24 protein-coding genes are annotated in these 20,589 nt (G+C 68.8%); 8 read left to right on the top strand and 16 right to left on the bottom strand.

Going from position 1 to position 20,589, the window contains the following annotated elements:
• Window positions 1–28 precede the first annotated feature (28 nt).
• The 3 genes from ACWF7A_RS34845 to ACWF7A_RS34835 are packed head-to-tail and all read right to left on the bottom strand — an operon-like array spanning window position 29 to window position 2,240.
• Window positions 29–1,144, bottom strand: coding sequence for an ROK family protein (locus ACWF7A_RS34845; RefSeq protein ID WP_452254763.1), 1,116 nt, complete (start codon window positions 1,142–1,144; stop codon window positions 29–31).
• 42 nt (window positions 1,145–1,186) lie between these two features.
• Window positions 1,187–1,276: a putative leader peptide gene (locus ACWF7A_RS34840; protein ID WP_322789012.1), complete on the bottom strand. Its 90-nt coding sequence runs from the start codon at window positions 1,274–1,276 to the stop codon at window positions 1,187–1,189.
• A 58-nt stretch (window positions 1,277–1,334) separates the two neighbouring features.
• Window positions 1,335–2,240 carry a phosphotransferase gene (locus ACWF7A_RS34835; RefSeq protein ID WP_452254762.1) on the bottom strand — a complete coding sequence of 302 codons (906 nt, stop codon included), beginning with the start codon at window positions 2,238–2,240 and terminating at the stop codon, window positions 1,335–1,337.
• A gap of 116 nt (window positions 2,241–2,356) precedes the next feature.
• Between ACWF7A_RS34835 and ACWF7A_RS34830 the strand changes: the two genes are divergently transcribed.
• Complete coding sequence (locus ACWF7A_RS34830; protein WP_452254761.1) at window positions 2,357–3,271, top strand: alpha/beta fold hydrolase; 915 nt, start codon at window positions 2,357–2,359, stop codon at window positions 3,269–3,271.
• Here ACWF7A_RS34830 and ACWF7A_RS34825 read toward each other — a convergent pair.
• Together ACWF7A_RS34825 and ACWF7A_RS34820 are read right to left on the bottom strand one after the other, a co-directional pair.
• Window positions 3,181–3,684, bottom strand: a complete 504-nt coding sequence (locus ACWF7A_RS34825) for a hypothetical protein (RefSeq protein WP_452254760.1) — start codon at window positions 3,682–3,684, stop codon at window positions 3,181–3,183. The two genes, ACWF7A_RS34830 and ACWF7A_RS34825, sit on opposite strands and share 91 nt — an antisense overlap.
• Window positions 3,685–3,734: 50 nt before the next feature.
• A complete protein-coding gene (locus ACWF7A_RS34820) occupies window positions 3,735–5,249 on the bottom strand; it encodes a WS/DGAT/MGAT family O-acyltransferase (RefSeq protein WP_452254759.1) in 1,515 nt (504 codons plus the stop codon).
• 221 nt (window positions 5,250–5,470) lie between these two features.
• Here ACWF7A_RS34820 and ACWF7A_RS34815 point away from each other — a divergent pair, with 221 nt between their 5' ends.
• Window positions 5,471–6,289, top strand: coding sequence for an esterase/lipase family protein (locus ACWF7A_RS34815; protein WP_452254758.1), 819 nt, complete (start codon window positions 5,471–5,473; stop codon window positions 6,287–6,289).
• Here the strand turns inward: ACWF7A_RS34815 and ACWF7A_RS34810 are convergent.
• Complete coding sequence (locus ACWF7A_RS34810; RefSeq protein ID WP_452254757.1) at window positions 6,286–7,203, bottom strand: hypothetical protein; 918 nt, start codon at window positions 7,201–7,203, stop codon at window positions 6,286–6,288. The genes ACWF7A_RS34815 and ACWF7A_RS34810 overlap by 4 nt on opposite strands.
• An 11-nt stretch (window positions 7,204–7,214) precedes the next feature.
• Window positions 7,215–8,183 carry a DUF2332 family protein gene (locus tag ACWF7A_RS34805; protein WP_452254756.1) on the bottom strand — a complete coding sequence of 323 codons (969 nt, stop codon included), beginning with the start codon at window positions 8,181–8,183 and terminating at the stop codon, window positions 7,215–7,217.
• A 58-nt stretch (window positions 8,184–8,241) separates the two neighbouring features.
• On the opposite strand from ACWF7A_RS34805, the gene ACWF7A_RS34800 reads away from it, so the two are divergent.
• A complete protein-coding gene (locus ACWF7A_RS34800; protein WP_452254755.1) occupies window positions 8,242–9,000 on the top strand; it encodes an enoyl-CoA hydratase/isomerase family protein in 759 nt (252 codons plus the stop codon).
• A gap of 4 nt (window positions 9,001–9,004) precedes the next feature.
• On the opposite strand, the gene ACWF7A_RS34795 is transcribed toward ACWF7A_RS34800, so the two are convergent.
• Genes ACWF7A_RS34795 through ACWF7A_RS34765 form a run of 7 tightly spaced genes read right to left on the bottom strand, consistent with a single transcriptional unit; the run spans window position 9,005 to window position 12,623 of the window.
• The gene (locus ACWF7A_RS34795) at window positions 9,005–9,604 is read right to left on the bottom strand and encodes an MBL fold metallo-hydrolase (RefSeq protein WP_452254754.1); all 600 of its coding nucleotides are present in this window, start codon (window positions 9,602–9,604) and stop codon (window positions 9,005–9,007) included.
• Window positions 9,604–10,692: an S-(hydroxymethyl)mycothiol dehydrogenase gene (locus tag ACWF7A_RS34790; protein ID WP_452254753.1), complete on the bottom strand. Its 1,089-nt coding sequence runs from the start codon at window positions 10,690–10,692 to the stop codon at window positions 9,604–9,606. The genes ACWF7A_RS34795 and ACWF7A_RS34790 overlap by 1 nt, the downstream gene beginning before the upstream one ends.
• 12 nt (window positions 10,693–10,704) lie before the next feature.
• Window positions 10,705–11,223, bottom strand: coding sequence for a VOC family protein (locus ACWF7A_RS34785; protein ID WP_452254752.1), 519 nt, complete (start codon window positions 11,221–11,223; stop codon window positions 10,705–10,707).
• A gap of 46 nt (window positions 11,224–11,269) precedes the next feature.
• The gene (locus tag ACWF7A_RS34780; protein WP_452254751.1) at window positions 11,270–11,539 is read right to left on the bottom strand and encodes a DUF4235 domain-containing protein; all 270 of its coding nucleotides are present in this window, start codon (window positions 11,537–11,539) and stop codon (window positions 11,270–11,272) included.
• Window positions 11,536–11,823 carry a DUF3618 domain-containing protein gene (locus ACWF7A_RS34775; RefSeq protein ID WP_452254750.1) on the bottom strand — a complete coding sequence of 96 codons (288 nt, stop codon included), beginning with the start codon at window positions 11,821–11,823 and terminating at the stop codon, window positions 11,536–11,538. The genes ACWF7A_RS34780 and ACWF7A_RS34775 overlap by 4 nt, the downstream gene beginning before the upstream one ends.
• Window positions 11,820–12,209, bottom strand: a complete 390-nt coding sequence (locus ACWF7A_RS34770; protein ID WP_452254749.1) for a phage holin family protein — start codon at window positions 12,207–12,209, stop codon at window positions 11,820–11,822. Before ACWF7A_RS34770 ends, ACWF7A_RS34775 begins: the two co-directional genes overlap by 4 nt.
• A 33-nt stretch (window positions 12,210–12,242) precedes the next feature.
• Window positions 12,243–12,623, bottom strand: a complete 381-nt coding sequence (locus ACWF7A_RS34765; RefSeq protein WP_258953378.1) for a thioredoxin family protein — start codon at window positions 12,621–12,623, stop codon at window positions 12,243–12,245.
• A gap of 134 nt (window positions 12,624–12,757) precedes the next feature.
• Between ACWF7A_RS34765 and ACWF7A_RS34760 the strand changes: the two genes are divergently transcribed.
• The 4 genes from ACWF7A_RS34760 to ACWF7A_RS34745 are packed head-to-tail and all read left to right on the top strand — an operon-like array spanning window position 12,758 to window position 16,897.
• Window positions 12,758–13,660 (top strand): ABC transporter substrate-binding protein, encoded by a 903-nt coding sequence (locus ACWF7A_RS34760; RefSeq protein ID WP_452254748.1) that lies wholly within the window; start codon window positions 12,758–12,760, stop codon window positions 13,658–13,660.
• Between the two features lie 7 nt (window positions 13,661–13,667).
• Window positions 13,668–14,480, top strand: a complete 813-nt coding sequence (locus tag ACWF7A_RS34755; protein ID WP_452254747.1) for an amino acid ABC transporter permease — start codon at window positions 13,668–13,670, stop codon at window positions 14,478–14,480.
• The gene (locus tag ACWF7A_RS34750; RefSeq protein ID WP_452254746.1) at window positions 14,467–15,225 is read left to right on the top strand and encodes an amino acid ABC transporter ATP-binding protein; all 759 of its coding nucleotides are present in this window, start codon (window positions 14,467–14,469) and stop codon (window positions 15,223–15,225) included. Before ACWF7A_RS34755 ends, ACWF7A_RS34750 begins: the two co-directional genes overlap by 14 nt.
• Before the next feature lies 1 nt (window position 15,226).
• Window positions 15,227–16,897 (top strand): aminotransferase class V-fold PLP-dependent enzyme, encoded by a 1,671-nt coding sequence (locus ACWF7A_RS34745; protein ID WP_452254745.1) that lies wholly within the window; start codon window positions 15,227–15,229, stop codon window positions 16,895–16,897.
• On the opposite strand, the gene ACWF7A_RS34740 is transcribed toward ACWF7A_RS34745, so the two are convergent.
• Window positions 16,875–17,057, bottom strand: coding sequence for a DUF397 domain-containing protein (locus ACWF7A_RS34740; RefSeq protein ID WP_452254744.1), 183 nt, complete (start codon window positions 17,055–17,057; stop codon window positions 16,875–16,877). The genes ACWF7A_RS34745 and ACWF7A_RS34740 overlap by 23 nt on opposite strands.
• The gene (locus tag ACWF7A_RS34735; protein WP_452254743.1) at window positions 17,032–17,871 is read right to left on the bottom strand and encodes a helix-turn-helix domain-containing protein; all 840 of its coding nucleotides are present in this window, start codon (window positions 17,869–17,871) and stop codon (window positions 17,032–17,034) included. The genes ACWF7A_RS34740 and ACWF7A_RS34735 overlap by 26 nt, the downstream gene beginning before the upstream one ends.
• 151 nt (window positions 17,872–18,022) lie before the next feature.
• On the opposite strand from ACWF7A_RS34735, the gene ACWF7A_RS34730 reads away from it, so the two are divergent.
• A complete protein-coding gene (locus tag ACWF7A_RS34730) occupies window positions 18,023–20,572 on the top strand; it encodes a chitobiase/beta-hexosaminidase C-terminal domain-containing protein (protein ID WP_452254742.1) in 2,550 nt (849 codons plus the stop codon).
• Window positions 20,573–20,589 lie beyond the last annotated feature (17 nt).

Here is a 20,589-nt window from a genome sequence, read left to right as displayed (position 1 = left end):
TCAGGGTCTTGCCGTGTCTATTTTCCGCTCAGGAAAAATAAGTCGGACCGCCGTAGATCTCGCTGAGCACGACACTTCCGGCGGCGACGCTGAGAACCTCGCTGCCGAAACTCGTCTGAATGACGTCGCTATTACGTCCGGCGATTTCCGATGTCAATTCCTCCCAGCATCCGGGAATGAGGATCGCGCCCGCCTCCACCACCACGAGCACGTCCGGGTTGATCACGTCGAGCAGCAGCCGCGCGGCCTGCCCGACGAGCCGCGACCGTCGCCGGAACAGCCCCACCGCCCGCGGGTCGCCGCGCTGCCCGGCCTCGATCAGCAGGTCCAGCGACGGCACCGCGGTGATCCCGAGCCGCGCGGCCCGTTCCGCGAGCGTCCGGTTCGACGTCGCGGCCTCCAGGCACCCGCGCCGGCCGCAGGGGCACGGCGTGTCGTCGTCGCGCAGCCGGAGGTGCGCGATCTCGCCCGCCGCACCACCCGGCCCGCTGTGCACCGCGCCGCCGGTGACGATGGCCGCGTCGACCACGTTGCCCACGAACAGGTGCACCAGGCTGGTGCGGGCTCTGGGGTCAGCCCCGAAGAGCTGCTCGGCCCGCGCGAGAGCTCTCGAGTGCGACTCGACGTGAACTGCGGTGTCGAGCGCGGTGGTCAGGAACTCCTCGGCACGCACGTCCTTCCAGCCGAGCTGGCTGTGCTCGACGATGGTGCCGCCGTCCACGCGTCCGCCGGTGGCGACCCCGACACCGATCGGCACGCGGTCGTGCCTGCGCAGGAACGCGGGCACCCGTTCGGCGATCCTCCGCAGCGCCTTGGCCGAGCTGGGCCTGTCGTGCGGCTCGCGTTCCTCGGCGAGCACCCGCCCGCGCAGGTCCACGAGCGCCAGAGTCGTGTGTCCGTAAGCGATGTGCACCCCGCACACCACGTGCCGGTCCACGTCGATGTCCACCGGCACGTGCGGCCGCCCGATCGTCACGCGCGGGATCCGGGTGTCGACCTCGCGCACCAGCCCGCGTTCGGCCAGCTCGGCGTACTGCTTCGTGACGGTGGCGGCGCTCAGCCCGGTCAGGCGGGCGATGGTGCTGCGCGCGACGGGCCCGTGGTCCAGCACGGACCTGAGCACGGTGGCGGCGGTGCGGCTCACGCGGTCCCTCCCCTTCTCGCAGGGGGTTCGTCTGATCTCCGGTCAGGCGAAGGCGGGCACGGCACAGATCGCGCTCGCCTGCCGACGGAGGTCGACGTGGCGGCGCGTGCTGAGCACGGATGCCTGGGACATGCCCCGACTCTGGCACCTGGCCCCGTCCTGGCCAAGGGTGTTCACGTGATGGGACGGCCTAGACGGCCAGCACCCGTTCCACGTTGTGCTCGGCGATCGCCCGCATCGCGTCCCGGTGCGGGAACTCGCCGTCGAGCAGCCGCAGCGGGCCTTCCACGAGGGAGAGGTGCTGTGCCAGGCGGTACAACGACATCCGCGCCGGGTCGAGGCCGGTGACCGGCCGGTAGTGCGGGCCGAAGCGCAGCTCCAGGAACACGTGTTCCCACTCGACGTCGAAGAACATCACGCCCTCGATGTCGATCAGCACCGGGCGTCCGCCGGCGACGAGCACGTGGTCGGGGCCCAGCTCGCCGTGGATCAGCCCGTACGTGGTGCGGGGTTCGATCGCCGCATGTCGTTGGCGCAGCTGGGTTTCCAGGCGGTCGCGTTCGGCGGCTATGCGCGGGACGCGCCGGCAGCACTCGGCGAGGTGGCCGAGAGCGCGCTCCAGCACCACGTCCGGGATCGGTGGCGCGTCCGGTGGTCGCGGTGCGCTCGGGCGGCCGTAGCGCGGGCTGGTGCGCCGGTGCATGGCCTCGAGGTCGTCCCACAACCGTTCCAGGGCCTCGGTGTCCTGGTCGAGCAGCTTCTCCAGGAACTCGGCACCGAGGTCCTCGACCACGATCACGTCGGTGTCGACCAGCACCAGCCGCGGCACGCCCATGCCGGCCTCGGACAGCGCGGTGTGCGCGGTGAGGAACAGGTCGCGCCCGCTCGCGTTGCCGAACAACGGGTCCGGCTCGTGCGTGGGCCAGTAGTCCTCCGAGGCGCGCCACACGTAGGCGACGCCCGTTGTGCCGTCGTCCAGTGTCAGGCGGTAGACGCCCTTCTTGCTGCCGCCGTGCAGGCGGGCCACGTCGCTCAGCTCACGGCCGTACGCCGCCTGCGCGATGCCCGCGAGGTCGGCCACCCCCAGATGTGCCACGCCGCACGACGTTAGTGACCGGCGCGTGAAACTGGTGCCAACACTTCCGGGGTGGGCGCGACCCCGGCGCTGAACGTCACTACCGATCGGTACGTTCAAGCGACATACTGGTTGGTATGACGACTGTGGCGAACTTCGGCGGCACCAGTCACCACGCGGACCTCGACGGGCCCGTGCACTGGGTCGACTTCGGCGGACCGGCGGACGGCCCGCGCATCGTGCTCGTGCACGGGCTGGGCGGCTCGCACCTCAACTGGGTGCTGCTGGCGCCGTTGCTCGCCCGCAGGGCGCGCGTCACGGCCGTCGACCTCGCCGGGCACGGCCTGACGAACCCCGAGGGGCGCCAGACCACCGTCCAGGCCAACACGAGGCTCCTGGGCCGGTTCCTGCGCGAGGTCGTGGGGGAGCCGTCGATCCTGGTCGGCAACTCGATGGGCGGGCTGATCTCGCTCTTCCAGACCGCCCACGACCCGGAGCTGGTCACGGGGCTGGTGCTGGTCGACCCGGCGCTCCCGATGGTGCTCGGGACGCGGCCCGACCCGACGATGCTCAGCACGTTCTTCCTGTACTCGGTGCCGGGGCTCGGCGAGCGGTTCCTCGCGCGGTCGCGGGCCGTGCCCGCCCGCCGGCAGGTCGACCGCCTGCTGGAGCTGGTCTGCGCGGACCCGTCCGGCATCCCCGAGGAGCTCAAGCTGGCCAGCGAGCACCTGATCGGCGAACGCGCCAAGGTCGACGGGCTCGACACGGCGTTCCTCGCGGCCGCGCGCAGCGTCGTGTTCACGACGTCCAAGCGCGGCGCCTACTACGCGGCGATGGCGAAGGTCCGCGTGCCGGTGTTCCTGATGAGCGGTGACCGGGACCGGCTGGTCAACGTCGCCGCCGCCCGGGCCGTGGCGCGGCGGTTCCCGCACTGGCGCTACGACGAGTACGCGAACGTCGGTCACGTGCCCCAGATGGAGATCCCCGACGTCGTGTCCGAGAGGGTCTTGGCCTGGATGGACGCGAACCGCCTGAGCACGTCCGCGAGCTGACCCAGCGTGAGCCGCTCCCGCAGCACGGGGGCGGCTCCGGTCAGCACGAAGTGGTCGTCGTGCTGCTCCACACCGGTCAGCTCGATGCCGCGCGGCAGTTCCGGCACCGCGAACACACGTGCGGGCAGCCACTTGTGCAGGCGCACGTGAAGCTCGGAGCCGACCAGCTGGACGGTCAGCGGGAACCAACTGACCGGTTGTAACTCCGGAATGTCGGCGAAGTCCACTTCGACGCGGAACTCGACCGGCGACGCCACCAGGACGGCGGGCGGGTTCACGTGCACGTCGTGGCAGACGACGGTCGCGCGGCGGGCACGCCAGCGCGACCACCGCACGTCCTCCAGCTCCACGCGGACGTCGTCGAGCTGGCCGAGGGCCAGTCCCAGGGCGCCCAGCCGCGCGTCGAGACCCACGACGGTCAGGAAGACCTCGTGCGCGCCGGCCCGGACCGTCAGATCGTGTCTCAGGCCTTCTTCTCCGGCTTCACACCGTTCGTGGCGGCCTTGGAGGTCGCACGCACGGCACGGGGCTTGGGAGCGGGCTTCCTGGCCGCGGCGGGCTTGGCGGCGACCCTCTGCGCGGTCTCGGTCTTCTCCGCGGCCTCGGCGGCCAGCGCCACCATCTCGTCGAAGCCCGCGCGGATGCCGTCCGCGAGCAGCTGGACGTCCGGCACGCCGTCGAAGTCCGCGTTGATGCCGAAGGTGAAGCGGTCGAGGTAGGAGAAGATGCCGACGGTGATCCGGATCGTCGAGGCGACCGGCACGTACGGGAACATCTCCACCAGCGGGCGCCCGAGCATGTAGAGCGGGATGCGCGGGCCCGGCACGTTCGTGGTGACGGTCTGCAGGATCTGTTGCGGGAACCGCATCGCCGTCCGCGAGCCCAGCGCCATCAGCGTCGGCGCGGCGAAGTTCGACAGGTTCGTGATGACGTCGGCACCGGCGGCCTGGCGCGAGCTCTTCAGGTCGTCCATCTGCGCGCGGATCGACGCGAGGCGCTTCACCGGGTCCGCCTCGCCCACGGGCAGGTTCACCAGCACGGCGCTCACGCGGTTGTTCAGCTCGTTGTGCTGATCCGCCTTGCGCATCGACACGGGGACCATGGTCCGCACGACCATGCCCTCGGTCAGTTCGCCGCGCTTCTCCAGCAGGTCCCGGAAACCGCGCGTGATCGCCGTCAGGATGACGTCGTTGACGGTGCCCCCGGCGGCCGTGCGGATCTGCTTGATCTCGGCCAGGTTCGCGCGCGCCCACACCCAGCGGCGGTGTGGCCCGATAGGACCGTTCAAAGAGGTCGCCGCGCGCGTGACCAGACGCTTGGCCGTACCGGGAAGTGAACCGAGAACGGTCTTGCCGAAGTCGAGGATCTCGCTGAAGGAGCGCACGTTCCGCGCGACGGCGGGCAACGCGGACAGGTGTTGCACCGGCGTCACGATGGCGTCACGCACGCCGTCGACGACGAGGTCGAGCGTCGAGGGCTGCGGCTGCGGCGTCCACTCCTTCGGTTCCGGCAGCACGCTGTCCTGCCTGAAGTCCAGGATGAGCTGCAGCATGTCCGAACCGGACACTCCGTCGATCATGCAGTGGTGGACCTTGGAGATGATCGCCCAGCGACCGCCTTCGAGCCCCTCGACGAGCCACGCCTCCCACATCGGCTTGGAGTCGTCGAGCTTCTGCGCGAAGATCCGGCCCGCGAGGTTGCGCAGCTGGTCCTCCCCGCCCGGCGACGGCACCGCGGTGTGGCGCACGTGGTAGAGGATGTTGAAGTGGTCGTCGTCGACCCAGACCGGACGGCCCACGTGGAACGGCAGCGCCTTCACCTTCTGGCGGTAGCGCGGCACCTGGTCCATGCGCGCCAGGAAGAGCCGGATCACATCGCCGTAGGACGGGACCGGCCCGTCGAAGACCAGGACGGAACCGACGTGCATGGGCACGTTCTCGTCCTCGATGAAGTAGAAGCTGGCGTCCAAACTGCTCATCCGATCCACTTGAAAAAGGGTAGAGGAGCTGTCCAGGTGAATCGACGTCCATGCAGGTGAGAGGCACTGCACAGCTGTGAGGTTGCCAACGCGTTACCTGCACGTGGCGAATCGAGACTCGAAAGTACTGGCGAAAAGATCGTTCACGAAACATCATGGACTCACTGGGCAGCGCCGCCCAGGGCGCCGGCTCGGGGTTGTCGACGTGTGGGGAGGCTCCTATGTCTGCCGTTCCATCGGACGAAGTCCTCGAAGCGCCTGCCGCTTCGCCCCTGCACCTCGTGAGAGGCAGCGCTCCCGGCCTCTTCTGGTACCTCACCGAGCCCACCCGCTGCGCGCTCGACGTCAGCGAGTTCGTGGCCACCAGGGCGATGCTGCGCGGCGCGCCGTCCGGTGACGGCCACCCGGTACTCGTCTTCCCCGGCCTCGGCGCCGCCGACTCGTCGACGGTGATGCTGCGCCGGTTCCTGGCCGGTCTCGGCTACCAGGTCAACCCGTGGGGCCTCGGCCGCAACATCGGGCCGACCCGCAAGGCCGTCGACGGCATGCACGCCTTGGTGAAGAAGGTCTCCGACGACTGCGGCGCGCCCGTCTCGATCGTGGGCTGGTCGCTGGGCGGGATCTTCGCGCGTGAGATGGCGCGCGACCACCCGCACCGCGTGCGTCAGGTGATCACGCTCGGCTCGCCGTACAACATGAGCGATCCCGTGCAGTCACGGGCGATGCCGGCCTTCTCCCTGTTGTCCCGCCTGCACATCCCGAAGGACGAGTTCCCGCCGCTGGAGTCGACCCGGCCGCCGATCCCGGTGCCCGCCACGTCGATCTACTCCAAGACGGACGGCATCGTCTCGTGGGAGTCGTGCGTCGAGGAACCGGGGCCGCGCCGGGAGAACGTCCAGGTGTCGTCCTCACATCTGGGCTACGGCTTCAACTCCAGCGTCCTGTGGGTCGTGGCGGACCGGCTGGCGCAGGCGGAGGGTACGTGGGCACCCTTCGCCGCGCCTCCGGGCATGGCCCGCCTGTACCCGCGTGCCGCTTAGCGGAAGGCGTTGCGGGTGTAGGTCAGGCTGAAGTCGCCCTTGCCGGAGAAGTACCGGTCGACCAGCGCGGCCGGATCGGTGGCCATGTACCCGCGGTAGATCGCGCCGTCGTTCTGGTCGTCCCAGCCCCACGGTGCGTGGGCGGCGTTGTCCTTGCCGTTGTCACCGCGGAACGTGCCGAACGACGCGAACGTCTCGGAGTTGTTGCGGCGCGCCCACAAGCCGTTGGTCTCGAGGGTGTTCACCAGGCGGTAGCCGACGCTGCGGTCGTTGCCGCCCGACGGCACCTCGCCGGTGGTGGCGGGGCGGTAGACCACGCCGTCGCCGCCGGGGAAGTCGGTGCCGTTCCAGCGGTACAGGCCGTGGCCCTTGGCCTCCTGGAAGGTGGTGGGGCGGCCGTCGGTCAGCAGCAGCGTGCCGTCGATGGTCTCCGCGCCGTTCTGGTACGGCGACCCGGCGGGCACGTAGGAGTAGAAGTCGCTGTGCGCCACGGTGACCGCGGCTTCGAGCTTGCCGAACCCGCTGTCCCTGCGGACGGCCAGAAGCACACCCTCCAGGTCGTTCTCGTGGGTGCGCTGCCCGAACGGGTCGGGCTGGTCGTCCCAGTCGCGCGGGTGGTAGAAGCCGTAGACGACGAACCAGTGCGTCGAGGTCTCGGTCACCGAGTAGTAGGCGGCGCCGGTGAGCTTGGCGAGCTGGGGCTGGTTCTCCCAGTTGTCCAGGGTGTTCCAGTCGCCGTCGAAGTCCACAGTGGACAGGTAGTCGGCGTCGGCGTCGGACGAGTCGGTGTCCTGGTGGTGCACCGGGGCCCAGTGCAGCGCCAGGTCGAAGTCCGACACGGCGGCCTGGGCCGGGGCGGTGAGGGCCGTGGTGAAGAGAGCGACGGCCAGCAGGGAGGCGCGGATCGTTTTCACGACGGCGCAATCTAGCTGTACAAGGTGACCGTCAGGCGGGGAGTCGAGCGAAAATCTGTCGACTCGTAGGCGACGCGCGCGAGTGGCATCGAGCCCGCCGCCGCGGTCAGCGTCGTCTCGATCTCGTGGCGCTCGTCCTCGGTCAGGTACGCCCAGAACGAGCTGTGCCAGATCACCGTGTAGGTGTTCCGGTCGTCGGGTGGCACGAGGTTCTCGCGCAGCCACCGTCCGGCGGGGGAGCGCGCGACCTTCACGCCGACCTGGGCGGCGAGCTCGATGGCGTCGTCGAGGTCCCAGCGCAGCGCGTCGTGCTCGGGCGGGATGAACGACTGCAGGATCATCGCGTGCTTGGGGTCGGCGGGGTCGCGCGGCTGCAGGTCGCAGCCGGCCCGGTCGACGATCTCGAGGTTCGGCGGCTGCGGTCCCATCGCGGCCAGGCGCACCGGCGAGTCCTTGTCGCCCCACTCCCAGCCGAGGCCGAACCAGCGGTAGTGGTCGAGGATCAGGTTCAGCCCCGCGCACGCGCCGAGCTCGAGCAGCCGGACCTTCGGCGCGCCGATCATCGTCAGGCCCCGGAGCAGGTACCCGGCGGTCTTGGGCTGGTGCTGCTGCACCGTCCGGTCGAGCGCCGCGAGGATCTCGCCGGGGTTCTCGACGATCGCGGTGCGCGCCGCGAGCCACGCCAGCAGCGCCGTCGAGTCGGACTCCCCGGCCATCGCGGCGGCGTGCGCGCTGGTGAACCGCTGGCTGAGCTCCGGTGCCCTGCCCGACAGCATCAGCAGCCGCACGCCCGCGAGCGCCTGGACGCCGAACAACGGGCTGTGCACGGCACTGTGCGAGCACAGCAGGTCGGCGACCGGCCCGCCCTTGTCGAGCTCGCTCGCGAGCTCGGAGAGGATGCGCGCGGACACCGGCGCGGTGGTGCGCAACCGCACTGCGAGCGTGCGCAGCGTGGCAGCACCGATGGCAGCAGCCGTCACGTGGTCCTCCTGGTCTTCGGCCAGGGGACCTTACTAGGACGTCGGTATCGTGCGGCGGGTGAGCGAGTTCCTGGAACTGTCCGCGGCCGGCCCGGTCGCCACGTTGACGATCAACCGACCGGCCAAGCGCAACGCCATGAGCTACGAGATGTGGTCGGCCCTGCCGGGGTTGCTGGGTCGCGTTTCCGCAGATGAGAGCGTTCGGGTGCTCGTGATCCGGGGAGGGGCGCACTTCTCCGCCGGTGCCGACATCGCCGAGTTCTCGACGCTGCGGCAGGGTGCGGAGGGCGCCGCGCACTACGGCGAAGCTGTCCACAAAGGCGAGCGCGCCATCGCGGAACTGGACAAGCCGACGATCGCCGCGGTCGCCGGCTTCTGCGTCGGCGGCGGCTGCGAGATCGCGCTCGCCTGCGACATGCGGGTGGCCTCGGCCGACGCCCGGTTCGGCATCACGCCCGCGAAGCTCGGCATCGTCTACAACTTCACCTCCACCAAGGCGCTGGTGGACGCGGTGGGCCCGGCGTGGGCGAAGCAGATCCTGTTCTCGGCCGACCTGATCGACGCGCCGACGGCGTTGCGGATCGGCCTGGTCAACGAGGTCGTGGAGTCGCTGGACGCTCGCGTGAAGGAGCTGTCCGAGCAGATCGCGGGCCGCGCGCAGGTCTCCGTGCGGGGCGCGAAGAAGATCATCAACTCGATCACGGACGGCGGGCACGAGGACGACTTCGTGCGCGCGCTGTACGCGGAGGCCGCCTCCAGCGCCGACTACGCCGAGGGCGTGACGGCGTTCCTGGAGAAGCGGCCTCCGCGGTTCTGACGCGTCAGAAGACCTCGGCGGCGATCGTCGTGTCGTCGCCGTGGCCCGTGTGCACCACGGTCTCGCCGGGCAGCGTCAGCAGCTTCTCCCGGATCGACGCCTCGATGGTCGGCCGGTCCGAGAACGAGCGGCCGGTCGCGCCGGGCCCGCCCTGGAACAGCGTGTCCCCGGTGAACACCGCGCCCAGCGACGGCACGTAGAAGCACACGGCGCCGGGCGAGTGGCCCGGCGTGTGCAGCACGTGGATCTCCTCGCCGGCGACGGTGATGACCTGGCCGTCCTCGAGCGCCTGGTGCGGGATGACGCCGGTGTGCGTCAGGTTCCACACCACGTGGTCGGCCTGGTGCAGGGCGAGCGGAGCGCCCGTCGCGTGCGCTAGGTCCGGTGCGACGCGGACGTGGTCGTCGTGGGCGTGCGTCAGCAGGATCGCCACGACCTTGCGGCCGTCGACGACCTTGAGGATCGCGTCCACGTCGTGCGGGGCGTCGATGACGACGCACTCACTGCTGTCACCGATCACCCAGACGTTGTTGTCGACGTCGAACGTCTCGCCGTCGAGCGAGAACGTGCCGGACGTGACGGCGTGGTCGACGCGAAGAGTCATCAGAACACCACCACCGAACGCAGGACGTCGCCGTGGTGCATCTTCTCGAACGCGCCCTCGACGCCGTCCAGCGCGATCTCCTCGGTGACGAACGCGTCGAGGTCGAAGCGGCCCTGCTGGTACAGGTCCACGAGCATCGGGAAGTCGCGCGAGGGCAGGCAGTCGCCGTACCACGAGGACTTCAGCGACCCGCCGCGGGAGAAGAAGTCGATCAGCGGCATCTCGAGCTTCATGTCCGGCGTCGGAACACCCACCAGGACAACGGTTCCGGCGAGGTCGCGGGCGTAGAACGCCTGCTTCCACGTCTCCGGGCGGCCGACCGCGTCGATCACGACGTCCGCGCCGAACGAGTCCGTCAGGTCCTGGATCGCCGTCACCACGTCGTCGACCTCGCGGGCGTTGACGGTGTGCGTGGCGCCGAAACCCTTGGCCCACTCCAGCTTCCGCGGGTCGGTGTCGACGGCGATGATCTTCGCGGCACCGGCGATGCGGGCGCCCGCGATGGCGCCGTCACCGACACCGCCGCAGCCGATCACGGCCACCGAGTCGCCACGGCCCACACCGCCGGTGTTGATGGCGGCACCGACGCCGGCCATCACGCCGCAACCCAGCAGGCCGACGGCCGCCGCGCGGGCGGACGGGTCGACCTTCGTGCACTGTCCGGAGTGGACCAGCGTCTTCTCGACGAACGCTCCGATGCCCAGCGCGGGCGAGAGCTTCGTGCCGTCCAGCAACGTCATCGGCTGCGAGGCGTTGAACGTCGAGAAGCAGTACCACGGCTTGCCGCGCTTGCAGGCGCGGCACGTGCCGCAGACCGCGCGCCAGTTCAGCACGACGAAGTCGCCGGGCTCCAGGTCCGTGACACCGGCGCCGACCGACTCCACGACACCCGCGGCCTCGTGGCCCAGCAGGAACGGGAACTCGTCGTTGATGCCGCCCTCGCGGTAGTGCAGGTCGGTGTGGCAGACGCCGCACGCCTGGATCTTCACCACTGCCTCGCCGGGGCCGGGATCGGGCACCAGCACCGAGGTCAGCTCGACGGGTTGTCCCTTGCCCCGGGCGACGATGCCCTTGACCTCTTGCGCCACTGCGACTCCGCTCTAGTTGATCAGTGTCGTGCCTTCGAACTCACCGAGGACCTCCCGGTAGAACTCAATCCCTACACCGTTGGGGTCGCGGATGTACAGGCTGTCCTCGACGCCGCGGTCGGGCCCCAGGTAGTCGATCCCGGCGTCGTCCAGCTTGGACTTGATCTCGTCGAACCGCTCGGGTGAGGTCGAGAGGGCGAGGTGCTGAACGGCACCGATCGTCTCGGAGAACGCCGGGTGGTCGTGGCCCGGGAAGTCGAAGAACCCCAGCAGGTTCTTGGCGCCGAGGTCGAAGAAGAAGTGGCTCGAGCCGTTGTAGTCGCGGTTCTCCACGAGCTCGACGAGCGGGAAGCCGAGGAACTCCTGGTAGAACTTGATCGTCTCCTCGACGTCCTTGCAGATCAGCGCGATGTGGTGGACCCCGCGGGTCGGCGAGCCGCCGCGCTGCGCGAGCGGCTTCACGTAGCGTTCGCGCAGCTCGTCTCGCTTCGAGCGGATGGCGGCGAGCTCTTCACCCTCTGGCTGTGGCATGCCGTCAGGGTAGTTGAGGGTTCAAAGATCCGCAGGGTCCGCCGCGTCAGTCTTCCTCGTCACCGGGCCATTCGCCGGTGAGCTTCTGGAAGCCCTTGGCGCCACCGCGGTCGATCGCGGCCTTGACCAGGCCGAAGATGGCGCCCTGGATGGCGGCGGCCGCCAGCACCTCGGTCCACGCCCGGTTGCGCATCGTGGCGCTGGGGGCTTCCTTGTCGCCCGCGACGAGCTTCCAGATCTGGCCGAAGATCGCGGTGGCGAGGAAACCGCCGAGCGCGCCGAACAGCATTCCCAGGGGACGGTAGAGCAGCTTCATCGGTTCCTCCGTGAGATCGCCCAGATCGCGACGATCAGCGCGATCAGCGCCGCCGCGATGGCACCGGGGTGGCGGCGCGCCTTCTCGACCTGCTCCGCGACGGGATCGGGCAGCGAGTCGATCGCCTGGTTGGTCGCGGCGGTCATCCTCAGCCGCGTCTCCTGCGCCTGCTCCTTGACCCGCCCGGGCACGTCCACCTTGTGCGCCAGCGCTTCCACGGTCTCGCCGAGCTCACGCCGGGTGCGCTCGACGTCGCGCTGCAGCTGGTCCTTGGGGTCGCTCATCGGTGCGCACTCTCCTTGATCGTGGCGATGTCCTGCTGGACGTTGTCCATGGCCTGCCTCGGCACCGGGGGAGCGGCCTGCTTGACCTGCCCCTTGCCCACGAGCGCGAAGACGCCCGCGAACAGCAGAAGGGCGGCCGCGACGATCAGCGCGGCCGCCCACGGCGGTACTACGAGAGCCAGGAGCAGGATGAGGCCCGCGACGACGCTGAGCCCACCCCACCACGCGAACACGCCGGCCACGCCGAACATCCCGGCGCCGACACCGGCGTGCTTGCCCTTGTCCTTGAGCTCCACGACGGCGAGACGGATCTCATCGCGTGCGAGCCTGCTCACCTGCTCGGACAGCTGGCTCACCAGCTGTGCGGTCGACGTGTCGGTGTTCATGCACGTCAGTTACCCACAGGTGCGTTAGGTCAATCAGCCCTGCTGGGCCTGCGCCTCCGCGACCTTCGCGTGGACCTCTTCCATGTTCACGTCGCGGGCCTGCTGGATCAGGCCGTCGAGGGCCGGTCCGGGCAGTGCGCCCGGCTGCGAGAACAGCACGACGCCCTCGCGCACGATCATCAGCGTCGGGATCGACCGGATGCCGAACGTGGCCGCGAGCTCCTGCTGCGCCTCGGTGTCGACCTTGCCGAACACGATGTCCTCGTTCTTGTCCGACGCGGCCTCGTAGGTGGGTCCGAACGCGCGGCACGGGCCGCACCACTCGGCCCAGAAGTCGACCAGGACGATGCCGGAGCCGTCGGAGTCACCGACCACCTCGTCGAAGTTCTCCTTGGTCAGCTCGACCGTCGCCATGTTGGTCCTCCTAGTTCGCTGGGGGCTTCCCGTCCAACGAAGCGGCCCTCGGTGGAATTCCCAGGGTGCCCCCGGTCACGCCTGGCTTCAACTTTTTGTGGACGTCTTCAACTCAGCGTTGTACCGTCCCCGCCATGATGCCGCGCCTGCTCGTGACTTCGCTGCTCGTACTGGGGCTCGCCGCCTGCGGGTCCACGTCTGACACGACTCAGACGTCCACGCCTCCGTCGTCCGACCTGGGCTCGGTCAAGAAGGACGACGCGCTGGCCGCGCTGCTGCCGCCCGAGATCGCCTCGGCCGGCACGTTGAAGGTCGGGTCGAACATCCAGAACCCGCCGAACAACTTCTACGACCAGGACGGCAAGACCCCGATGGGGTCCGAGGTCGACCTGATCAAGGCGATCGCCGCCAAGCTCGGGCTCAAGGCCGAGCACAGCGACATGGCGTTCAGCTCGCTGATCACGAGCCTCGAGACCGGCCGCGTCGACGTGACCATGGCCGCGATGAACGACACCGCCGAGCGCCAGCAGAAGATCGACTTCGTCGACTACTTCACCTCCGGCATCACGATCATGGTGCAGAAGGGCAACCCGCAGGGCGTCAAGTCCGTCGAGGACCTGTGCGGCAAGGGCATCGCGGTGAACCTGGGCAGCTCGCAGGAGCAGTTCGGCAAGGAGCAGAGCGCCAAGTGCGTGGCCGCGGGCAAGCCCGAGGTGACGCTGAGCGTGACCGACAGCGACACCGGCAACCAGAACCAGCTGCGCACCGGCCGCGTCGCCGCGATCCTCAACGACCTGCCGACCGCCGTCTACGTCGCGAAGACCGCCGGTGACGGCCAGTACTTCGAGGTCGTGCCGCTCGCGCCGATCAACGGTGGCCCGTACGGCATCGGCGTCGCGAAGAAGAACGCCAAGCTGTCCGAGGCGATCAAGGGCGCGCTGCAGTCGCTGATCGACGACGGCACCTACGAGAAGATCGTCACCACCTGGGACATCAAGCAGGGTGCGATCACGAAGGCCGCCATCAATGGCAAGTGACACCCGCGTGAACGACGTCAGGGAAGAACTGGTCGTCGTGCCGCTGAGCCACCCGTGGCGGTGGATCAGCGGTGCGGTGATCGTGCTGATCATCGCGGGCCTGGGCTGGTCGATGTCCGAGGCCCAGATCCAGTGGGAGGACGTGCCGGGGTTCTTCACGCACCCCGTGATGCTCGAAGGTCTGCTCAACACCATCGTGCTGGCGCTGGCCGCGCAGGGCGGCGCGATCGTCCTCGGCGTGGTCGTCGCGTTGATGCGGCTGTCGGCGAACCCCGTCGCGCGGTGGTTCGCGGTCGGCTACATCTGGCTCTTCCGCGGCCTGCCGGTCCTGCTGCAGATCCTGATCTGGTTCAACCTCGCGCTGGTGTTCCAGAACATCAGCATCCCGGGGCTGTTCTCGGTGCCCACCAACGTGGTCATGACGGCGTTCGTCGCGGCGCTGCTCGGCCTGGGGCTCAACGAGAGCGCCTACATGGCCGAGATCGTCCGGGCGGGCCTGAGCAGCGTCGACGAGGGGCAGACCGAGGCCGCCAAGTCGATCGGCATGACCCCGCTGACGACCCTGCGGCGCGTGGTGCTGCCGCAGGCGATGCGGGTGATCATCCCGCCCACGGGCAACAACTTCATCAACATGATCAAGGGCACCTCGATGGCGTCGGTGATCGCCTTCACGGAGCTCATCCACGCCGCGAACAACATCTCGTCGCGGAACCTGGAGATCATGGAGACCCTGTTCGCCGCCGCGGCCTGGTACCTCGTGATGGTCTCCCTCGCGTCGATCGGGCAGCACTACCTGGAGCGTGCTTATGGCCCTCGTTGAGGCGGTTGGGGTCCGCAAGTCGTTCGGCCACGCGGAGGTCCTCAAGGGCATCGACCTGGAGGTCGAGCGCGGCGAGGTCGTGTGCCTGCTCGGCCCCTCGGGCGCGGGCAAGAGCACGTTCCTGCGCTGCGTGAACCACCTGGAGACCATCGACGCCGGCCGCATCTGGGTCGACGGCGTGCCCGTCGGGTTCCGGGCGGCCGGCGGCAAGCTCTACGAGCTGCGCGAACGCGACGCCGCCCACCAGCGGCGCGACGTCGGGATGGTGTTCCAGCGGTTCAACCTGTTCCCGCACCGCACGGCGCTGGAGAACATCATGGAGGGCCCGGTCCAGGTTCTCGGCCGCCGGAAGGCCGAGGTGGGGGCGGAGGCGTTGGCGCTGCTGGAAAGGGTGGGACTGGCCGAGAAGGCCGGTGCGTACCCGGCCCAGCTCTCGGGCGGTCAGCAGCAACGTGTCGCGATCGCGCGCGCTCTGGCGATGAAGCCCAAGCTGATGCTGTTCGACGAGCCCACGTCCGCGTTGGACCCGGAACTGGTCGGCGAGGTGCTCGACGTGATGACCTCGCTGGCCCGCGACGGCATGACGATGATCGTGGTCACCCACGAGATCGGCTTCGCCCGCTCGGTCGCCGACCGCGTGGTGTTCCTCGTCGACGGCGCGGTGGTCGAGTCCGGTACACCGTCCGACGTGCTGGACAATCCGCAGCAGCCGCGCACGCAACAGTTCCTCGCAAAGGTGCTCTGAGTTGATCGACGCCTCGTACCTCGCCCAGTTCCGCGAACCGGAGGGGTATCTCGACTTCGCCCGCTTCGGCCCGCCTTCGCTCCCGGTGGTCACGGCCACCGCGCGGCTGATGGAACAGGCCTCGCTGGCCGGTCCGTCCACCGTGGACACCTTGATGCGCGAGGAACAGCGGGTGAAGGCCGCCGTGGCGCGCCTTTGCCGTTCGGACACCGACCACGTCGCGCTGGTGCCGAACACCTCGATCGGCCTGTTCCAGGCGGCGTTCGGCCTGTCCGGCACGGTCATGTACTCGGCCGCGGAGTTCCCGTCCAACACCTATCCGTGGGTGCGGGCGGGCCTCCCGTCGGTCGTGCTGGACGGCCCGGTGCACCCCGCGGCCGTGGCATCGGGTCTCACCCCCGAGGTGTCCGCGCTGTCGGTGTCCGCTGTGGACTTCCGCACCGGCTACCGCGCGGACCTGGCGGCGTTGCGGGAAGTGGTCGGGGACCGGCTGCTGGTCGTGGACGGCATCCAGGGCTTCGGCGTGGTCGACGAACCGTGGGAACTGGCCGACGTACTGGTGGTGGGCGGCCAGAAGTGGCTGCGCGCGGGATGGAGCACCGGTTTCGTGGTGCTGTCGGACCGTGCGCTGGAACGTCTCCAGCCCGTGCTCTCGGGATGGACCGGCGCTCTGGACGCGGGCCTGTTCGACGACTCGGTCCACGACGCGGCCCCGGACGCCGCCTCCTGGAACATCACGAACCTCTCCCCGGTCGTCTCCGGCGCCTTCGCCGAAGCGCTGGAACTGGTGGAGCTGGCAGGCATCTCCTCCCTGGACGCGGCCGTGGCCGAGATCGTCGCCGACGTCGAGGAGATCGTCCTGTCGAGCGGCGGCAAGATCGTCTCCGCCCGCGAACGCCGCGCGGGGATCCTGGCGTTCACCATGCCCGAGGCCGCCTCGGTCGTCGGCGAGGCGTTGAACGCCTTCGGGATCACGGCGACGGTGAGGCCGGAGCACGTTCGCCTCTCCCCGCACGCCACCACCTCGCGGGGAACCCTGGAACGCCTGCGGGCCGCGCTGAAGTCGTTGTCCGGCTCGGCTTCCTCCCCGATCCCGGCCGCGCTGTCGGCGCTGGTGCCGACCATCGACAGCCTCGCCTCCGCCCTCGGCCCGGACACCGAGGTCGTGGTGCACGACCTGTCCCGGCTGCCCAACTCGATCATCGCGATCGCGGGCTCCCTGACGGGCCGTCAGGTGGGCGGCCCGATGACGGACCTGTTGCTGGGCTTGGTGAGGCGCGGCACGACCACCGACATGCCGGGCTACGAGACCTACGCCCCGGACGGCCGCGCGATCTGGTCGTCCACGACCTTCGTGCGCGACGCGGCCGGCATCGCCGTGGGGTGCTTGTGCGTCAACAAACTCGCCGCGCACGAGGCGTCCGGCCCGGTCTCGGTGGAGTCGTTCCCCCAGGACGTGGACACGCTGCAGCGCGTGCTGGTGGAGAAGGCGATCGCCGACGTGGGCGTGCCGGTCGAGCTGATGAAGAAGGTGCACAAGTCGCAGGTCGTCCGAGTGCTGGACGAGGCGGGGTTCTTCCTCATCCGCGACTCGGTCGACCACCTGGCGGGCGTCCTGGAGGTCACCCGCTACACGATCTACAACTACCTCAACGAGAACCGAGGGACCTGAGCAGGCTCTGCCAGGCAGGTGCCGAGAACGCGAGCACGTCGCCGCTCGCGTTCTTCGAGTCCCGGACGAGGGCGCCGCGGGCCAGCGACACCTCGACGCACTCGCCATCCTCGGTTCCGTCGCTGTAGCTGCTCTTACGCCAGGTGCGGTCCTGAGTCATCGAGGTCCTCTCGCGGTCGGCTGACGTACTCCGCCAGCTTGCTCCGCGATTGTTCCGCACTCAAGGCGACCTGATCCAAGCGGTCGAAGAGGAGCCGGGTCCGCGCGATCGCGCCTGGATCCTGCACGAACACCTTCGCGAGGTTGGTCTCGCTGAAGACGATCGGCCGCGACTTCTCGTATTCCCACAGCACACACCCGGTCGCGGCCATCGGCGCGTTCGCGGGCACCAGCCGGATGGTGTGCGTGTCGAACAGCAGCCGGGCGTACTGGTCTTCCATGACCTCGCTGCTCCCAACCTGGAGTTGGAGCGCGTGTTCATGGATGTAGAACAAGCAAGTCGGCCGATCGTGTCGGCGGAGGATCGCCTGGCGGTCAGTTCGGAACTGGACGAGGGTCGGGATGCGTTTCTCGGTCACGACTCCGGTCATCCGGTAGAGCCCATCGGCGTACTCCGGAGTCTGCACCAAGCCCGGTATCGACTGCGGTGAGTAGCTGGTGATCATCAGCGCGGTCGACTCGGCCATCGCCACGGTGCGCAGGTTGCCGGACACCTGGACGAAGTACTCGTCAAAAGCGCGCTCGTAGCGGCGCTTGAAGTCGTTCAGGAAGTCGATGTCCTTGCCGCACATGGACAAGAACTGGATGAGGTCGACTTCGCTGGCCCGTGCCTTGCCATGTTCTATGGTCGAGACCTTGCTCGGGTCCCAGCCCAGCTTCACGGCGAGCTTGTTGCCGCTCAGGCCCGTGCAGGTCTCACGCAGGCTCCGGAGTTCGTCACCCAGATCCCGGCTGTACGCGGTGGAGGGAGTCATACGCCGACGCTATGGGTTGTATCCAATGCAATCAGGTACTCGTTCGGGTGAAAACAATGCGCGATGCTCCGTTCGTGTTTCGCTGGAGCCGCGGACCTTTCCTGAAACTTACGTCTTCCCTCCACGTCATCTCGGCTTTACCGTTCCAGGTGTGAGAGCGCTCTCAAAGGTGAGATGGCGGCGTGGACTCGCCGCCGTAGCGATTGCCCTGTCGTCATTGGCGACGGTCGAGGCCGCCTATGCGGCCGACGACTACACGCAGAACGTGACCGCGATCGACGCGACTCAGGCCCGGATCAACTTCACGCCGACGACCCCTGCGAACTACGTCGACGTGCACTACCTGATCTCCGGCCAAACGCAGCAGAACTTCCGGATGACCAACAACGCCGGGACCTGGCAGAAGACCGTCGGGTCGCTGTCCTCCGGCACGGTCATCGACTACTGGTTCACCTACGAGAAGAGCGGCCCGCAGTACGACACGCCGCACTTCTCGTACACCCACCAGGGTGCGGCGCAGCCGGTGGCGACGCCGACGTTCAGCCCGCCCGGTGGCACGTACTCGACGGCGCAGTCGGTCAGCATCTCCACGAGCACGTCCGGCGCGACGATCCGCTACACGACCGACGGGTCGACGCCGACCAGCAGCTCGCCGGTGTACAGCGGGCCGATCTCGGTGTCCGGCAACAGGACCATCAACGCGATCGGCATCAAGTCCGGGCAGCCGAACTCGGCGGTCGGCAGCGCGTCGTACGTGATCGGCACGCCGGTCGCGACGCCGACGTTCAGCCCGCCGGGTGGTGCTTACGCGTCCGCGCAGACGGTGACGATCTCGACGTCCACGTCCGGCGCGACGATCCGGTACACAGTGGACGGTTCGACGCCGACCGGCAGCAGTCCGGTCTACAGCGGGCCGATCTCCGTGTCCAGCAACAGGACCGTCAGCGCGATCGGCATCAAGTCCGGTCTCGCGAACTCGGCCGTGGCCAGCGCGACCTACACGATCGGGACGCAGCAGGGGTGTGTGCAGTCCGACAATCCCAACTTCGGGCCCAACACGCGCGTCTTCGACCCGAGCATGTCGGCGACGAGCATCCAGACGCAGCTCGACATCGACTTCAACAACCAGAAGGACACGCTGACCGCGCAGATGGCGCCGCGGCGGGTCGCGCACCTGTTCAAGCCCGGTACCTACAGCGGTATCCACGACGACGTCGGCTACTACACGTCGGTCTCGGGATTGGGCAAGAACCCTGGTGACGTCGTGATCAACGGTGACATCACCGTGGACGCGTTCAACGAGTCGGACAAGGGTGTGGCGCTGCAGAACTTCTGGCGCTCCGCCGAGAACATGGCCGTGGTCCCGAGCAGCGGCACCAACCGGTGGGCCGTCGCGCAGGCCGCGCCGTTCCGGCGCATGGACGTCCGCGGCAACCTGGCGCTCTACCCGGCCAGCTACGGGTTCGCGTCCGGCGGTTACACGGCCGACAGCCGCGTCTCCGGGCAGACCGCGTCGGTCTCGCAGCAGCAGTGGTACACGCGGGACACGAACTACGGCAGCTGGAACGGCGGCGTGTGGAACATGGTGTTCTCCGGAACGCCCGGTGCTCCCGCGAACACGTTCCCGTCGCCTCCGTCGACGAACCTCGCGACGACGCCGATCTCGCGCGACGTGCCGTACCTCTACCTCGAGGGCAACCAGTACCGGGTGTTCCTGCCCTCGTTGCGCACCAACGCCTCCGGGGCGTCGTGGCTCAACGGCGGCACGCCCGGCACCTCGCTGCCGATGAGCCAGTTCTACGTCGTGAAGTCCGGTGACACGGCCGCCACGATCAACGCGGCGCTGGGTCAGGGCTGCAACCTGTTCTTCACGCCCGGCATCTACAACGTCAACCAGACGATCAACATCACGCGGCCCAACACCGTCGTGCTGGGCATCGGCTACGCGACGATCGTGCCGCAGAACGGCGTCACCGCGATGCAGGTCGCGGACGTCGACGGCGTGCGGATCAAGGGCATCCTGTTCGACGCCGGCACCACGCTCTCCCCGTCGCTGCTGACGGTCGGGCCCGCGGGCTCGTCGGCGTCGCACGCGTCCAACCCGACGACGCTGCAGGACGTGTTCTTCCGCGTCGGCGGCGCCATCGCGGGCAAGGCGACGAACAGCCTCGTCGTCAACAGCCACAACACGATCATCGACCACAGCTGGATCTGGCGCGCCGACCACGGCAACGCCGGGACCTGGGGCTGGGACGAGGCGATCGGGGACACCGGCCTGGTGGTGAACGGCAACGACGTGCTGGCCACCGGCCTGTTCGTCGAGCACTACCAGAAGTACCAGGTCATCTGGAACGGCGAGCGCGGACGGACGATCTTCTTCCAGAACGAGATGCCGTACGACGTGCCGAACCAGGCGACCTGGAACAGGCCGAACGGGCAGGCCGGATACGCGGCCTACAAGGTCGGCGACAACGTCACCACGCACGAGGCGTGGGGGCTCGGCAGCTACTGCTTCTTCAACGTCAACCCGTCCGTGAGGGCCGAGAACGCGTTCGAGGTGCCCAACCGGTCCGGCGTGAGGCTGCACAACCTGCTGACCGTGTCGCTCAACTACCAGGGCACGATCACCCACGTGGTGAACAACGTGGGTGCGGTGACACCGCCGGGCACCGTGCCGGTGAACGTCGTCAACTACCCGTAGTGAACCGCCTGTAGTGC

Source organism: Lentzea sp. NPDC055074, assembly GCF_053608005.1.
This window is presented reverse-complemented; position numbering and strand designations above follow the sequence as displayed.

Excerpts from the sequence above, each read along its gene's own strand:
- ACWF7A_RS34840 (WP_322789012.1), bottom strand. The coding sequence starts at position 1,276 with ATGTCCCAGGCATCCGTGCTCAGCACGCGCCGCCACGTCGACCTCCGT.
- ACWF7A_RS34830 (WP_452254761.1), top strand. The coding sequence starts at position 2,357 with ATGACGACTGTGGCGAACTTCGGCGGCACCAGTCACCACGCGGACCTC.
- ACWF7A_RS34820 (WP_452254759.1), bottom strand. The coding sequence starts at position 5,249 with ATGAGCAGTTTGGACGCCAGCTTCTACTTCATCGAGGACGAGAACGTG.
- ACWF7A_RS34815 (WP_452254758.1), top strand. The coding sequence starts at position 5,471 with ATGTCTGCCGTTCCATCGGACGAAGTCCTCGAAGCGCCTGCCGCTTCG.
- ACWF7A_RS34795 (WP_452254754.1), bottom strand. The coding sequence starts at position 9,604 with ATGACTCTTCGCGTCGACCACGCCGTCACGTCCGGCACGTTCTCGCTC.
- ACWF7A_RS34785 (WP_452254752.1), bottom strand. The coding sequence starts at position 11,223 with ATGCCACAGCCAGAGGGTGAAGAGCTCGCCGCCATCCGCTCGAAGCGA.
- ACWF7A_RS34780 (WP_452254751.1), bottom strand. The coding sequence starts at position 11,539 with ATGAAGCTGCTCTACCGTCCCCTGGGAATGCTGTTCGGCGCGCTCGGC.
- ACWF7A_RS34775 (WP_452254750.1), bottom strand. The coding sequence starts at position 11,823 with ATGAGCGACCCCAAGGACCAGCTGCAGCGCGACGTCGAGCGCACCCGG.
- ACWF7A_RS34770 (WP_452254749.1), bottom strand. The coding sequence starts at position 12,209 with ATGAACACCGACACGTCGACCGCACAGCTGGTGAGCCAGCTGTCCGAG.
- ACWF7A_RS34765 (WP_258953378.1), bottom strand. The coding sequence starts at position 12,623 with ATGGCGACGGTCGAGCTGACCAAGGAGAACTTCGACGAGGTGGTCGGT.
- ACWF7A_RS34760 (WP_452254748.1), top strand. The coding sequence starts at position 12,758 with ATGATGCCGCGCCTGCTCGTGACTTCGCTGCTCGTACTGGGGCTCGCC.
- ACWF7A_RS34750 (WP_452254746.1), top strand. The coding sequence starts at position 14,467 with ATGGCCCTCGTTGAGGCGGTTGGGGTCCGCAAGTCGTTCGGCCACGCG.
- ACWF7A_RS34740 (WP_452254744.1), bottom strand. The coding sequence starts at position 17,057 with ATGACTCAGGACCGCACCTGGCGTAAGAGCAGCTACAGCGACGGAACC.
- ACWF7A_RS34735 (WP_452254743.1), bottom strand. The coding sequence starts at position 17,871 with ATGACTCCCTCCACCGCGTACAGCCGGGATCTGGGTGACGAACTCCGG.